Consider the following 14,903-nt stretch of genomic DNA (forward strand, 5'->3'; position numbering starts at 1 on the left):
TTAAACTCCAAATAGTTTTTGAGCTTTTTTCAAACTAGCGACCAAAGCGTCTACGTCATCAAACGAGTTATACAACGCGAACGAGGCACGTGCCGTCCCCGGTATACCCAAATGCGTCATAAGCGGCATAGCGCAATGGTGCCCTGCGCGAATGGCCACACCATCCATATCCAGAATGGTACCCAGATCGTGAGGATGGATGTCTTTCACTAAGAACGAAATGACACCTGCCTTATGCTTCGCATTGCCCACAATGGTGATGCCCGGCATTTCACTAAGCTGTTCGGTAGCGTAATCCATCAGCGCTTTTTCATGAGCAGCAATTGCTGCTAAACCCACTTCTTGCACGTACTCTAGCGCCTTAGCCAACACGACCACGCCGGCGATATTAGGCGTACCTGCCTCAAAGCGCTGCGGCACAGGAGCGTAAGTGCTACCTGTAAAACTAACAGTATGGATCATATCGCCACCGCCCTTCCCAGGGGGCATCGAATCTAACAAATCGTACTTACCGTATAAAACGCCTGTACCGGTAGGACCAAAGATTTTATGCCCTGAAAATACGTAAAAATCGCAGTCAAGATCTTGCACGTCAACAGCCGCGTGGGCTACCGCTTGTGCTCCATCTATCAACGCCACAGCACCCGCTTCATGTGCCATAGCAATCATTTCTTTAATGGGGTTCACGGTGCCTAAGGCGTTCGAAACATGAACCAAACCCACTAGCTTAGGCTTGTTTTTAAGCAGTTCGCGGTAGGCATCCAAATCCAGGTCACCGCTCTCAAGCACCGGAACAACCTTAATCGTTGCCCCTTTTTCCTCGGCAAGTAGCTGCCAAGGCACAATGTTTGAGTGGTGCTCAAGCATGGTCAGCAAGATTTCATCACCAGCCTGAATGTGCTTTCGTCCCCACGTCGCTGCCACCAAATTAATGCCATCGGTAGTACCGCTCGTGAAAACGATCTCTTCAACACGGGCAGCATGCAAAAACGTTTGCGCCACCACGCGACCCCTATCGTACAAATCGGTAGAGGTCTGGGATAACCAATGCACGCCCCGGTGAATGTTGGCATTAAATTTCTCGTAGAAATTCTGCTCTGCCTCAATCACCACTGCTGGTTTTTGCGTGGTCGCCCCATTATCCAGATATACCAGACGTTGTCCTCGGATCTGCTGCTGCAAAATGGGAAAATCGACACGTCGATCTAATTGCATGGTTGGCTGCACAGTCGGCGTCTCAACGCTCATACTAGCTCCTCGGGTGCTGAACCCCCTGGCAGCAACGCAGCGATACCGGCCGTAGCCCGGGCGCGTAACGTTTCCGATGCAATACGCTCTAAGGTGGCAGCCGCAAAAGCATAGATGAGCACATCGCGCGCATCCGACTCGCTCAAACCACGTGAACGTAGATAGAACAGACTTTCTTCATCTAGCTGACCCACTGTCGCTCCATGCGCACATTTCACGTCATCAGCATAGATCTCAAGCTCAGGTCTTGCATCGGAACGAGCCAACTTGGAAAGCAATAAGCTATCCGAGCGCTGTACAGCATCGGTGCCATCGGCGCCTTCACCCACTACAATTCGACCACTAAAAACACCACGTGCCGTACCCGCTAGGATACCGCGATAGTATTCATGGCTATTACAGTTTGGCGATGCGTGATTAATCACCGTATTGTGATCCACATGACGACGCCCATCGACGTAATACAGCCCATTGAATAAGGTTTCACAGCGCTCGCCATGAAAAATGGTTTTGATATTATTACGCGCTAACTTCGCACCGAAAGACATCGAGTGCGACTCGAAAGTGGACGACTTCTGTTGCTCTACCGAGATATCTGCAATATGTGTCGCGGCAGTGTTCTCTTGCTGCAACTTCAAGTGCACCAGTTTCGCGTCTTGAGCAAGTTGGGCTCGCGTTACCGCATTCGTCAAACTTGCACCGTCATTATGGCTACGATAATGCTCAACCACTGTTACCGAAGAGCCCGCTTCCAAACGGATTAAATTGCGAGGAAAGCTAGCACCTTCGTCTGCCGTACTGATGAAGACGAGATGAACAGGATGCTCGACCAATACGCCAGCATCAACCTGCAATACCGCACCGTCTGTAGCTAGCGCTAGGTTCAGCGTAGCAGGACTAAACCCGTCCTCAACCTCGCCATACACAGCCTCTAGCGAGCCAGCATCGGTATCGAGAGCCTGAGCCAACGAACCCAGCTTAACCCCTTTGGGCAGGGCCGAGATATCCGAGCTGTTTTGGTCGAACACACCGTTTACAAATACGAGCCAATGCCCAGCTTCACCGTTACGCACGGCATTCACTTGCTCGCTGACATCCACTGGCGCAGTGTGTCGGTACGTTTGCTGTTCCATTGCGGCTAACGACGTATGGTGCCAAGCCTCGAGTTTATTTGTAGGCCAGCCTTCATTTGCGAAGCGCTCCAATGCCTGTTGACGACGTGATGTCAGCCACGCTGCCTCTGCACTGGACTGCTTCGAAGCCTCGGCTGCGAATTCAGAGATCCATGTGGGAAGCGTGGTCATACAGCGGCTCCTTTAGCAGCAGCTTCGGCAGCCAACTCTTTGACCCAACCATAACCGCGCTCTTCCAGTTCAAGTGCTAGGCTTGCATCGCCTGAGCGGATGATTTGGCCATTGGACAGCACGTGTACAAAATCAGGAACAATATAATCCAGCAAGCGCTGATAGTGCGTAATAACGATAAGACCACGATCAGGAGAGCGTAGACGGTTAACGCCGTCAGCAACAACGCGTAACGCATCAATATCAAGCCCTGAATCCGTTTCATCCAGAATGGCGAGCTTTGGTTCAAGCAGGCTCATTTGCAGGACTTCATTACGTTTCTTTTCACCGCCTGAGAAACCTTCGTTCACAGAACGGTAAAGGAACTCTTCGCGCATCCCCACTGTTTTCATTTCCGCTTTCACAAGCTTCAAGAAATCAATGGCATCAAGCTCGGGCTCGCCACGTTGGCGGCGGATCGCGTTCAACGATGCTCGTAAGAAATAAGCATTCGATACGCCTGGAATCTCAATGGGATACTGAAAGGCCATAAACAAGCCTTCTCTAGCACGCTCTTCGATCGCCATTTCCAGAAGGTCTTCGCCATTGTAGGTAACCGAGCCACTTTCTATTTCGTAAGCCTCACGGCCTGCCAAGACTTGTGAAAGTGTACTTTTACCCGAACCATTAGGGCCCATAATGGCGTGAACCTCACCGGCGTTAACCTGTAAGTTCAAACCGCGCAAAATCTGTTTGCCTTCAATTGAGGCGTGTAAATCTTTAATATTCAACATGGTAGAGATCTCCTTAACCTACACTGCCTTCCAAACTTACGCCGAGTAGGTTTTGAGCCTCGACTGCAAATTCCATGGGCAACTCTTTAATGACGTCTTTACAGAATCCATTAACAATCATCGACACAGCATCTTCAGCACTTAAGCCGCGTTGCATCGCATAAAACAACTGGTCTTCGCCAATGCGGGAAGCGGTCGCTTCGTGCTCTACACTTGCTGTAGGGTTTTGCACTTCCATTGTGGGAAAGGTGTGAGCCGAACAGGCTTTACCGATTAACAAGGAATCACATTGGGTAAAGTTGCGTGCATTTTCCGCTTTGGGCGTAATTCGCACCAAACCGCGATAGGTATTCATACCTTCGCCAGCAGAAATACCTTTAGAAATGATCGTGCTACGAGTATTTTTACCCATATGGATCATTTTGGTACCCGTGTCCGCTTGCTGGCGATGATTACTGAGGGCAACAGAGTAGAACTCGCCTACCGAGTCGTCGCCTCTTAAGATAACGCTTGGGTATTTCCAAGTAATGGCCGAGCCCGTCTCAACTTGTGTCCAAGAGATGTGCGAGCGCTGTCCACGACAGTCACCACGCTTGGTCACAAAGTTATAAATTCCACCGACACCATCTTTATCGCCTGGATACCAATTCTGTACGGTTGAATATTTGATTTTGGCATCGTCTAAAGCAACAAGCTCTACCACAGCCGCATGCAACTGATTCTCATCGCGCATCGGTGCTGTACAGCCTTCTAAATAGCTAACAGAAGCGCCTTCCTCTGCAATAATTAAGGTGCGCTCGAATTGGCCAGTATCTGGGGAGTTGATACGGAAGTATGTGGATAGCTCCATCGGGCACTTCACCCCTTTTGGGATGTAGACGAAAGAGCCATCTGAAAACACGGCTGAATTCAACGCCGCATAAAAATTATCGCCCGGTGGCACAACGGTACCCAGATACTGACGGATCAAATCCGGATACTCTTGAACCGCTTCCGAAAAAGAACAGAAAATAACGCCGACCTCTTCAAGCTGCTTACGAAACGTCGTAGCCACGGAAACCGAGTCAAACACTGCATCCACAGCAACGCCTGCTAAGCGAGCGCGTTCATGCAGAGGCACTCCTAGTTTTTCATAGGTGCGCAAAAGTTCGGGATCAACTTCATCCAAGCTTTTAGGGCCATCCGCCTTATTCTTAGGAGCTGAAAAATAGCTAATATCTTGAAAATCGATATCAGGATACTTAACAACTGACCACTTGGGATAAGACATGGTTAGCCAGTGACGATAGGCATCAAGACGCCATTCGAGCATAAACTCAGGCTCGTTCTTCTTGGCTGAAATCAGACGAATCGTATCTTCGTTCAGGCCTTTTGGAATCGTAATCGACTCAATATCAGTAACAAAACCTGCTTCGTACTCGCGATCGAGAAACGTATCAAGGTGTTCGTTGACAGTACTCATTTAGAAAGCTCCACTTTTGAAATGTGTGCCGTATTTTGGGATTTGTTTAAAGAAGTAGGCTTGTGTGTTAGAGGGAACTCTGTTGGCGAAGGACGAATCATATCGGCGACACTGACTTCTTCTAAGGTTCGTCGTACAATATCGTTTATTCGCTGCCAATTATTGCGTAAGTGGCAATCGGGCTCTACCGAGCACGCTCCCGGGGTGGCAACACATTCCGTAAGCCCAAAAGGTTGATCATCAAGCGCATCGATAATTTGTGCCACACTTATTTGGTCAGTAGGCAGTGCTAAAGAGTACCCCCCACGGGCACCACGTGTACTAATCACAAGATTATCTTGGCTCAAAAGCTTCAGCACTTTACTGACTGTTGGCTGCCCTAGGCCTAAAGTCGCTGCAAGCTCAGACGCACTATGTACTCGGTCCGGATTCGCACCCATATGAGTCAGTACGAGGGTGCCGTAGTCAATAATTTTGCTGATGCGCAGCATTGAATCATCTCTTTTAAGTCTCTATAGGCATATAGTACCTGTTTGGTACTATATGCGTCAAACATCAGATTTAATCTTGTTGTTGCAGCGCCCACATCGTGGCATATACCCCCTGCTTTGCCATCAACGATTGATGAGTACCTCGCTCAACGACCCGCCCGTTGTCCATCACTAGAATCACATCAGCGTCCACAACTGTTGATAAACGATGGGCAATGATTAATGTGGTACGTTCTTGTGCTATCGCTTTAAGCTGATCTTGAATGGCTCGTTCGGTGCGCGTATCTAAGGCACTTGTCGCCTCGTCTAAAATCAAAATAGGCGGATTCTTTAATAAGGTGCGAGCTATCGCCACACGCTGCTTTTCACCCCCCGATAACTTTAAACCTCGTTCGCCCACCACCGTGTCATATCCATCGGGAAGTTGCTCTATAAAATGGTGAATTCGTGCCGCTTTGGCAGCGGCCAATACGTCGTCATGTGACGCACTGGGCTTTGCGTACGCAATATTATGATAAATGGTGTCGTTAAACAATACCGTGTCTTGCGGGACGATCCCAATGTGCTCTCGCAAGCTGGCTTGAGTCAATGAACGTATATCCTGTCCATTTATTCGAATCTCGCCTGCGTCCACATCGTAAAAACGATAAAGCAATCTTGCTAAGGTTGACTTTCCGGCACCAGAAGCCCCGACCACAGCCAGCGTGTTTCCAGAAGGTATCTCAAAGCTTAGCTCATGGAGGACCTGTCGCCGTAGGTCGTAAGAAAAATCCACTTTTTTGAACTCCACGCTTAATTGTGCACTTTGTAATGCACTCGCGTCGGGGGAGTCCCTGACTTCTTGCTCTTGCTCAAGCAAGCGGAACATACGCTCCATATCCGTTAAGGCATGGCGAATTTCGCGGTACACAAAACCAAGAAAGTTTAACGGTGCATACAACTGCGTTAAGTAAGCGGACACCAGAACAACATCGCCCACACTTAATTGCTCGTTCACCACCCCAGTCGCTGACATCCATAACAAACTCGTCACGCCTATCGTGATAATGACGGCCTGCCCCATATTCAGCAAATTCAACGATACTTGATTACGAATAGCAGCCTTAACCCATTGTGCTAGACCCTCGTCGTAGCGTCGGTACTCATACTGCTCGCATCCAAAATACTTGACTGTCTCGTAATTCAACAAGGCATCGATAGCCCGCGTGTTCGCTCGGCTATCCAACTCATTCATCTCACGCCTAAAACGCATGCGTTTTTCGGTTACAACCAAAGTGAAAACCACGTATGAAGCAATGGTCGCCATGGTCACAAGCGCAAAGGCAGCCTCGAACCGCCATAGTAAAATACCTGCGACCATCACAATTTCTAAGAGCGTCGGCAAGATATTAAATAGCGTGAAATTTAATAAGAAGCTAATGCCCTTCGTTCCGCGCTCAATGTCTCGACTTAAGCCCCCTGTCTGACGATTCATGTGGAAACGTAAGGACAATGCGAATAAGTGCTGGAACACCTGAGCCGAGACACGGCGTATAGAGCCCTGAGTAACGGGAGCAAAAAATGCATCACGTAATTCACCCAGTACGCTGGACAACAAACGTGAAAACCCATAACCGATTAGCGCTGCGATCGGCAACACCATCGCTGTTGGGGGCAGGCTTAGCTCATCAATAATATCTTTTAGGTATAACGGCATAATCACGCTAGCGACTTTTGCCCCAACCAAACACAGCATCGCAACGGCGACACGCCACTTATATTGCCAAACATAAGGAAGTACAGAACGTATCGCTTTTATGGCGTCATTACTTTTAGGCATCTCTGCTTGATTGCTAGAATTCATATTTCTCTTTTTTAAAGCCCAGCCGGATAAACTTGAGCTGAGCAGCATTCTGTTACTACAACATTGTAAGCGTAGCCCCTACAATAGAGACCTTGTATTAACTTTACTGGGACTCGCAGGACACATGGCATCCAACCGCTTCGACTTCAACACCGCACTTCATCAGTGCGCACAGGGCAATCAGGCCGCTCTTCAGCGCATCTACGAACACGAAGCACCCCAAATGATGGCTTTTGGCTTATCGTTATTGGATAGTCCTAGCAAAGCCGAAGAGTTAATACGCGAAACCTTGATTTTAAGTTGGAAAAACGCCATTGGCTTTGATGCTGCACTGGGCAATGGCCGTGCGTGGCTTTACAGCATATTCCGTTACCGCGCCCAAAGCCGCTTACAGCAACAAGCCCAGAACACCAGCGATCACGCGCACTCCCCCTCTCTACCGTCTGCGAACTCAGGTACCACCGCCTTTTTACGTAATGTGATTAGGCTGGATTCTAGCTCCAGACAAATCATTCTTATCGCGTACTTACAAGGTTATAACTACCATCAAATCGCTCAACGCTTAGCCATGACCGCGGCTCAAGCACGCGTGCGACTGCGGGCGGCAATTGGACAGTTACGCAGCTCTGTCGGAGACTCTACAAACCAAACGACAAACGAACAGCAGCTACTCATTGCAGAGTATACGCTGGGCCTACTGAGCGGCACTGAGCACCAACAGATTCAAGGTCTACTGCAACAAGACGATCAGGCTGCACGTGACGCCCTTTCTTGGGAGTACGAGTTACTGGTATTTGCCGATGGGTTACGCCCCGTTCGACCTTCAGATCAACTGCTTTGGCGCATCCAAACCGCTCTGGGTCACGAAACCAGCCAACCCACACCGACAAACCAACAGCCGAACTCACAAGTAACGTCCCGAACGTCCGAAAACAACACCAGCTTTATACCCCAGTTGCTACGTGCTGATGCAGCGTCCAGCCTCTCTATCCCCGAACGTGTAGAGAAAAACAGCGCCGTCTCACCCCAAACAAGCAGCAGCCCCCTTTCTACGTCCAACCCCATCAATACCCCTAACGACAAAAGCGAGACTGCACCTGCTGAACAGACATCCGTTGCTGAACCCAAAAACACGCGCACAGCATCGGCGGCCAAAACTGGAATCACAAGCAGTCTCGCTCGCTTTCTACCCAAAAACTCTGATGTAAAAACGCCAAGCACTCAAGCCAAAACCGAACCGTCCCTCGGCGCGACAGCAGATAAGGAAAGCCATGAAGAGCCCATTACCCCAGCACCTATTAACGCCCCAATTACCAACGAAGTACGCAACCCCACTTCATCGGTAGAACCCTCCTCGACACCAGAGCTCAAACACGACACAAGACGTAGCTTCCCAAGCGCTCGTATCGGAAGCACGTTATGGCGCAGTGTCGCGTTTGTCTTAGCGTTAATCGCATTGGGTTTAGGTGTAAAAATTGCGCTAACACCAACAGAGCCGCCGATCAATGTCATCGAGATGGCACCCACTCAAGCCGCTGTTTTGCAAGCCCCCGGACAATCCTCTAGCCCGGGGTGGATACTGACCGTCGACCCAGAGGGCAATATATTACTTAGCCCACAAGTCGAAACAGAGGTTCTGGATACACAGAGCGCACAGCTTTGGACTCAACAGGCTTCCGCCACCTCTCCCCGCTCATTAGGCCTAATCGATCCGAATCGACCCGTAGCCATTCCTGCAGCACTCATAGGCGAAGTAGAAACTGGCCAAATTTTCGAAATCACACTTGAAAATAAAGGCGGTGCCGTATCAGAAATGCCAACAGGGCCCGTATTATTTATTGGCCGTTTAGTACGTTTCGGCGACACGCCCGCCCCAATTGTTAAGCCTGTGATTACAGAGGCCTCATAAAGCCTGTTGCTCTAGCCACTCTAACTCTTCGGGTACAAAGCCCGCTTTTAAGCGAGCGGGCTTGTTAAATGGCCCTCGTAAACGGGGAGCATCATAACGCTCGGCCATTCTGGGATACAACGCGACGGGGTCTAACTGCTGTTGCTCACACAGCCATCGGTACCAGTAATTACCTAAAGCCACATGGCCCACCTCATCTCGCAGAATAATATCGAGTATTGCGGCCGCTTCATGATCCCCTGCATTCGCCAGTTTTGCACGAACCACAGGGCAAGCATCCAGCCCCCGAGCCTCTAAGGTACGGGGCACAAGCGCTAAGCGAGCCAATAAATCATCTTTAGTCTTCTCAGCCATATCCCACAAACCATCGTGGGCCGTAAAACTACCGTAGTTAAAACCTAACTTTTGCAAATGAGCTGAGAGCAAATTAAAATGAAGCACCTCTTCATACGCCACACTTAACCACCCTCCATAGAACGTGGTGGGCATACTCGGAAATCGCCAAATAATATCAAGGGCTAAATTCACGGCATTGAACTCAATATGGGCCAAGGCATGAATCAACGCTGCCCTGCCTTCTACAGTACCTAAACCGCGGTGCTTAACATGTTGTGGCGCCACGATAACCGGAAGCTCTGGGCGCCCAGGCACCAACCCACAGGCAGGATAGTCAGCCTTAACATCGATAAAAGGCGCAACATGATCATGCAACTGCCGAACCAGTGCCGATTTTCGCTCCGGACAAGAAGCCACTAACGCTTCAAGCGCTTGCTTACGTAAACAAAATGAGGACATAAAAAAGTCCGACTATTGTCGGACCCATTTCACATGAGAGGAGAACACTAGGCTGGCGACTCGGTATCTTGCAACACCTGAGCAAGCGATGCCTGCACAGCCTCAAGATCAGCTCGTAAGCTTTGAAGCTCTGCACCACTTAACCGTACGGCGGCATCCGCATCAAACGGGATATCCGCACGATCACCTAAACGATTACGAGCCCCACTGATCGTAAAGCCTTCGTCGTAAAGTAAGTTACGGATACGACGAATAAGTAATACCTCGTGGTGCTGGTAATAGCGACGATTTCCACGGCGCTTTACGGGCTTCAACTGGGTAAACTCTTGTTCCCAGTAACGTAATACATGCGGCTTAACGCAACATAACTCGCTAACTTCACCAATGGTGAAATAACGTTTTGCAGGAATAGGTGGCAATGTTACCGCTGTTTCTGTGTTCGTCATGATGGATAAGTAAAGAGGTTAGACCTGTAATAATACAGAATCGAAATTAGCCTTTAACATCAAGCGCAATGTCAGCATTTTCGACTGCGCCTTTTAATTTTTGGCTGGCATGAAACGTAACAACTCGACGCGCCGAAATAGGAATCACCTCTCCTGTTTTAGGATTACGTCCTGGACGAGGCGGCTTATCGCGTACTTGGAAATTACCAAACCCTGATAGCTTAACCTCAGACCCCTCTTCTAAGGTGTTACGAATTTCAGCAAAAAACGTATCAACGATATCTTTTGCCTCGCGCTTATTTAAGCCGACATGATCAAACAACATCTCTGTTAGATCAGCCTTAGTAAGCGTATGACTTAAACTCATGAAAACTCCTTATGCCCGTTGGCGCACGTGATGCGTATCAACTAAGGCTTGCAGCAATTGCTGCATACATTTTTCGACTTTGGCCTCATCCAATGTTGCATTAGGATCTTGCAACCAGAATCGCAATGCCATACTTTGTTCTTCTGCGTTTGATTGCTCTCGCCAAATATCAAACAAGCGTATTTCTTTAACGATACCAAGATTTTCATGATTACGCACGGTGTAGCTCAAGGTATCTAACAATTCTTGATAACTGACTGATGTATCGACCCAAAAAGCCAAATCACGTTGCACTACAGGCTGCCTAGACTGCGCAGAAATCTCAGGCAAATCCACCGTTGATAAGAACTGCGTATTCAATTCGAAAACCACGGGCGCACCCTGTAGATCTAAATCTTGCAACCACTTCGGATGCACTTCACCCAGATAACCCACCGTTTCGTCTTCTAGCAGGATACGCGCACTTCTGCCCGGATGTAACGCGGGATGTTCTGCTGGCACGAAACGTAGTTTCGACGCATTCTTTCCGAATAAGGTCTCTACATTACGTTTAACGTCATAAAAATCAACCAAACGATTCGCAGAACCCCATTGCTCAGGATGAGCTGGGCCCCAAGCGGCGCCGGATAGATACACAGGCTGGTTAACTCCAGCCACCGTTAAATCGCCATTCTCGATACTTTGGTCACGATTAAAAATGCGTCCTAGCTCGAAAACCCGCACGCGCGACTGACGATGCTTTGCGTTATGCTCAATATTAGCCAGCAGCCCACCGATCAGCGAGGAACGCATTACCGACAACTGGCTTGCAATTGGATTTAACAGACGGATAGGATCAGCGTTTCCGTGTAGATCGTGCTCCCAGCTTTCTTCTACAAAACTAAAGTTGATGACCTCTTGGTAGTCCATGGACGCCACCGCCGCACGTAGTGCATGCGGCCCACGCGTGGTTTCGAGCTGCACATGCATATCGGCGCGCGCACGTGGCGGCACATCAGGAATACGCTCGAAACCGTAGATACGAGCCACTTCCTCAATGAGGTCTTCTTCTATACGAATATCAAAACGATAACTGGGCGGTGTAACCGTAAACACACCGTCATTAAAGGTGAAATCAAAACCTAAGCGCTCAAAAATTTGACTGATTTCGTCACCATCTACCGCTACACCTAATACACGGTGACAGCGCGCCAAACGCATAGACACTGGCTCACGCGATGGAACATTAATTTTTTGATCATCGACTGGGCCTGCTTCACCCCCACAAATTTGCAGCACTAAGGCAGAAATGCGCTCGACGTGTTCAACAATGTGCTCAAAATCCACACCGCGTTCATAGCGATGGCTAGCGTCAGAATTAAACTTATACTGGCGCGCACGGCCCATAATGGCCTCGGGCCACCAAAAAGCGGATTCGATATAAATATCTGTGGTTTCTAGCGTTACAGCTGTATCCTCACCGCCCATGATTCCAGCTAAGCTTTCGACCTTTCCTGCTGAGGCGATGACACCGACCTCGGGGCCCACTTTCACAACCTTACCGCTTAAGAGTTCAAGCTCTTCACCTTCACGGCCCCAGCGGATTTCAAGCTGGTCTGAGACTTTACGTAAATCAAAGATATGAGAGGGGCGCCCTAACTCAAGCATGACATAGTTAGAGATGTCGACCAACGCCGATAGCGAGCGTTGCCCTGAGCGCTCTAAGCGCTTTACCATCCAGTCAGGGGTCTTAGCATGCGCATTCACACCCCGGACCACTCGTCCCACAAACCGACCACATAGATCAGGCGCTTCGACAGAGACAGCAAGACGATCTTGAATCGTCACAGGCACTGGAGAAAAATCAGGTACTGTTAACGGCGTACCGGTTAATGCAGAAACCTCGCGGGCGACCCCGAGAACCGATAGACAGTCAGCGCGGTTTGGCGTCATCTTCAACTCGAACACCACATCGTCCAAATCTAATAACTCACGTATATCCGTACCGGCTACGCTGTCTACGGCAAGCTCGAACAAACCTGCATTTTCATCAGACAAGCCCAGTTCTTTTGCAGAACACAGCATACCGGCAGAAGCTACACCACGCATTTTAACCGGACCGATTTTAAAATCGCCGGGCAACACTGCACCCACTCTAGCGACTGGAACCTTAAGCCCCTCGGCAGCGTTAGGTGCGCCACAAACAATTTGCAGTAATTCCCCAGACCCATCATCAACTTTACAAACGCGTAAACGATCAGCGTCTGGGTGTGGAGTCACTTCTACGATATGGCCAACCACCACATTCGAAAAGGCAGGCGCAGCGGTGAATACCTCTTCAACCTCTAGACCTGCCATTGTTAAACGGTGCGAGAGCGTGTCTGCATCCAGTGGGGCATCAACAAACGAGCGTAGCCAAGATTCAGAAAGTAGCATGATGAAAGCGTAAGTATTGATTAAGTGCGGTTAGCCTACATACTTATGAAAGCAATAGGCCCGTAACGACTGGAGCAGGCTCTAGTGAGTGAATTGACGCAAAAAGCGTAAGTCACCTTCGAAGAATTGGCGCAGATCATTGACACCATAGCGCAGCATGGTCAATCGCTCTAGCCCAGAACCGAAAGCAAAGCCGATGTATCTTTCTGGATCCAAACCAAAATTTCGAACTACGTCAGGATGCACCTGCCCTGATCCCGAAATTTCCAACCATCGCCCTTGATTCGGCCCTGATGTGAACATCATATCGATTTCGGCGGAAGGCTCGGTGAACGGGAAGAACGAAGGTCTGAAGCGTACAACCAAATCATCACTTTCAAAAAAAGCGCGTAGAAAATCGGTATACACCCCTTTTAGATCAGCAAAAGAGATATCCTCTGCAATCCATAAGCCTTCAACCTGATGGAACATGGGTGAGTGCGTTGCGTCACTATCCACCCTATACGTACGACCCGGAGCAATCACTTTAATGGGAGGCTTATGCATCCGTGCATAACGAACCTGCATTGGACTAGTGTGGGTACGCAACAGTAGCGGTAAACCCTGCTCATCGTTCATGTCCACGTAGAACGTATCTTGCATGGACCGAGCTGGATGATTCTCAGGATTGTTTAAGGCCGTAAAGTTAGTCCAGTCGTTTTCGATTTCGGGACCATCAGCCACATCAAAGCCGATAGAACGGAATATGGCTTCCACACGTTGCCAAGTTTGTATAACAGGGTGTATGCCCCCTACGCCTTGACCACGCCCTGGTAAGGTGACATCAATGGTCTCTGACGCCAACTTACGCTGCAACTCGAGCTCGGCAAGCTCGGCGCGACGGTCATTAAGAATATCTTCGATTTGGCGCTTCAGCTGATTAATGCGAGCACCCTCGGCTTTTTTCTGCTCGGGCGCAAGCTGAGCCAGACCCTTTAACAACGCCGTAATTTCACCCTGCTTTCCTAGAAACTGGGCTTTTGCGTTTTCCAATGAGGCTGCGTCTTTAGCATTGCTAAATTGCTCTTGTGCTCGAGAAATTAAATCGTCTACCGAAATGGTCATGGTCTTGCGTGTCCCAAAAACAAACGGAGCCCACACAGAGCCCCGTTTGTAATCATACAGAATCGAATAAAGCTAATTAAGCAGCTAAGGCAGATTTAGCCTGTGCTACGACTGCAGCAAAACCAGCTTTATCGTTTACCGCCATGTCAGCTAGCACTTTTCGATCAAGTTCGATGTTAGCTTTGTTCATGCCAGCAATAAATTGGCTGTATGTTAGATCGAGCTCGCGGCAAGCAGCGTTGATACGTGTAATCCACAAAGCGCGAAATACGCGTTTACGATTACGACGGTCGCGATAGGCATACTGACCTGCCTTCATTACCGCTTGTTTCGCTACACGATAGACCGTACTGCGACGACCACGAAAGCCTTTAGCTTCAGCTAAGACCTTTTTATGACGAGCGCGGGCATTAACCCCACGTTTTACGCGTGACATAGTAAATCTCCGTTATCAGGCAAAAGGCATCATAGCTTTCACGGATGCTACATCAGCATCGTGAACCGCAACTGTTCCACGCAGTTGGCGCTTGTTTTTAGTGGTTTTCTTAGTAAGTATATGACGCTTGAACGCCTGACCCCTTTTGATGGAGCCACTACCGCGAACCTTAAAGCGCTTGGAAGCACTTTTTTTGGTTTTCATCTTAGGCATGATGACACTCTATAAAGTTGTGACCGACGGTGGCTGTCAAAACCCCTGACAACACTTGCTAAACCGGCAAGACACTTATTGTTATCCCACAGCCCTA

General features: G+C 49.1%; 14 protein-coding genes. 1 reads left to right on the forward strand and 13 read right to left on the reverse strand.

Going from position 1 to position 14,903, the window contains the following annotated elements:
• The 6 genes from AC2UZI_RS08055 to AC2UZI_RS08080 all read right to left on the reverse strand — a co-directional run bounded on the left by AC2UZI_RS08055 (nucleotide 1) and on the right by AC2UZI_RS08080 (nucleotide 7,121).
• Nucleotides 1–1,248 carry a cysteine desulfurase gene (locus tag AC2UZI_RS08055; RefSeq protein WP_486943291.1) on the reverse strand — a complete coding sequence of 416 codons (1,248 nt, stop codon included), beginning with the start codon at nucleotides 1,246–1,248 and terminating at the stop codon, nucleotides 1–3.
• Entirely contained in the window at nucleotides 1,245–2,552 is a 1,308-nt protein-coding gene (sufD, locus tag AC2UZI_RS08060) for a Fe-S cluster assembly protein SufD (RefSeq protein ID WP_486943292.1), read from the reverse strand. Before sufD ends, AC2UZI_RS08055 begins: the two co-directional genes overlap by 4 nt.
• A complete protein-coding gene (gene sufC, locus AC2UZI_RS08065; RefSeq protein ID WP_486943293.1) occupies nucleotides 2,549–3,325 on the reverse strand; it encodes a Fe-S cluster assembly ATPase SufC in 777 nt (258 codons plus the stop codon). Before sufC ends, sufD begins: the two co-directional genes overlap by 4 nt.
• Before the next feature lie 13 nt (nucleotides 3,326–3,338).
• Nucleotides 3,339–4,787 (reverse strand): Fe-S cluster assembly protein SufB, encoded by a 1,449-nt coding sequence (gene sufB, locus AC2UZI_RS08070; protein ID WP_486943294.1) that lies wholly within the window; start codon nucleotides 4,785–4,787, stop codon nucleotides 3,339–3,341.
• Nucleotides 4,784–5,278 (reverse strand): SUF system Fe-S cluster assembly regulator, encoded by a 495-nt coding sequence (locus tag AC2UZI_RS08075; protein WP_486943295.1) that lies wholly within the window; start codon nucleotides 5,276–5,278, stop codon nucleotides 4,784–4,786. The genes sufB and AC2UZI_RS08075 overlap by 4 nt, the downstream gene beginning before the upstream one ends.
• Nucleotides 5,279–5,348: 70 nt before the next feature.
• Complete coding sequence (locus AC2UZI_RS08080) at nucleotides 5,349–7,121, reverse strand: ABCB family ABC transporter ATP-binding protein/permease (protein ID WP_486943296.1); 1,773 nt, start codon at nucleotides 7,119–7,121, stop codon at nucleotides 5,349–5,351.
• Between the two features lie 124 nt (nucleotides 7,122–7,245).
• Here AC2UZI_RS08080 and AC2UZI_RS08085 point away from each other — a divergent pair, with 124 nt between their 5' ends.
• Nucleotides 7,246–9,030, forward strand: a complete 1,785-nt coding sequence (locus AC2UZI_RS08085; protein WP_486943297.1) for an anti-sigma factor domain-containing protein — start codon at nucleotides 7,246–7,248, stop codon at nucleotides 9,028–9,030.
• Here AC2UZI_RS08085 and AC2UZI_RS08090 read toward each other — a convergent pair.
• The 7 genes from AC2UZI_RS08090 to rpmI form a co-directional block, all read right to left on the reverse strand.
• Nucleotides 9,025–9,825, reverse strand: coding sequence for a ferritin-like domain-containing protein (locus AC2UZI_RS08090; protein ID WP_486943298.1), 801 nt, complete (start codon nucleotides 9,823–9,825; stop codon nucleotides 9,025–9,027). The two genes, AC2UZI_RS08085 and AC2UZI_RS08090, sit on opposite strands and share 6 nt — an antisense overlap.
• A 47-nt stretch (nucleotides 9,826–9,872) precedes the next feature.
• Complete coding sequence (locus AC2UZI_RS08095; RefSeq protein ID WP_486943299.1) at nucleotides 9,873–10,271, reverse strand: MerR family transcriptional regulator; 399 nt, start codon at nucleotides 10,269–10,271, stop codon at nucleotides 9,873–9,875.
• Nucleotides 10,272–10,317: 46 nt separating this feature from the next.
• Entirely contained in the window at nucleotides 10,318–10,638 is a 321-nt protein-coding gene (locus tag AC2UZI_RS08100; RefSeq protein ID WP_486943300.1) for an integration host factor subunit alpha, read from the reverse strand.
• Nucleotides 10,639–10,647: 9 nt separating this feature from the next.
• Nucleotides 10,648–13,053 carry a phenylalanine--tRNA ligase subunit beta gene (gene pheT / locus AC2UZI_RS08105; RefSeq protein WP_486943301.1) on the reverse strand — a complete coding sequence of 802 codons (2,406 nt, stop codon included), beginning with the start codon at nucleotides 13,051–13,053 and terminating at the stop codon, nucleotides 10,648–10,650.
• A gap of 81 nt (nucleotides 13,054–13,134) precedes the next feature.
• A complete protein-coding gene (pheS, locus tag AC2UZI_RS08110) occupies nucleotides 13,135–14,157 on the reverse strand; it encodes a phenylalanine--tRNA ligase subunit alpha (protein WP_486943302.1) in 1,023 nt (340 codons plus the stop codon).
• 76 nt (nucleotides 14,158–14,233) lie between these two features.
• Entirely contained in the window at nucleotides 14,234–14,593 is a 360-nt protein-coding gene (gene rplT / locus AC2UZI_RS08115) for a 50S ribosomal protein L20 (protein ID WP_486943303.1), read from the reverse strand.
• Nucleotides 14,594–14,608: 15 nt separating this feature from the next.
• A complete protein-coding gene (gene rpmI, locus AC2UZI_RS08120; RefSeq protein ID WP_486943304.1) occupies nucleotides 14,609–14,806 on the reverse strand; it encodes a 50S ribosomal protein L35 in 198 nt (65 codons plus the stop codon).
• Nucleotides 14,807–14,903 lie beyond the last annotated feature (97 nt).

The organism is Paenalcaligenes sp. DL 463, from assembly GCF_057475185.1.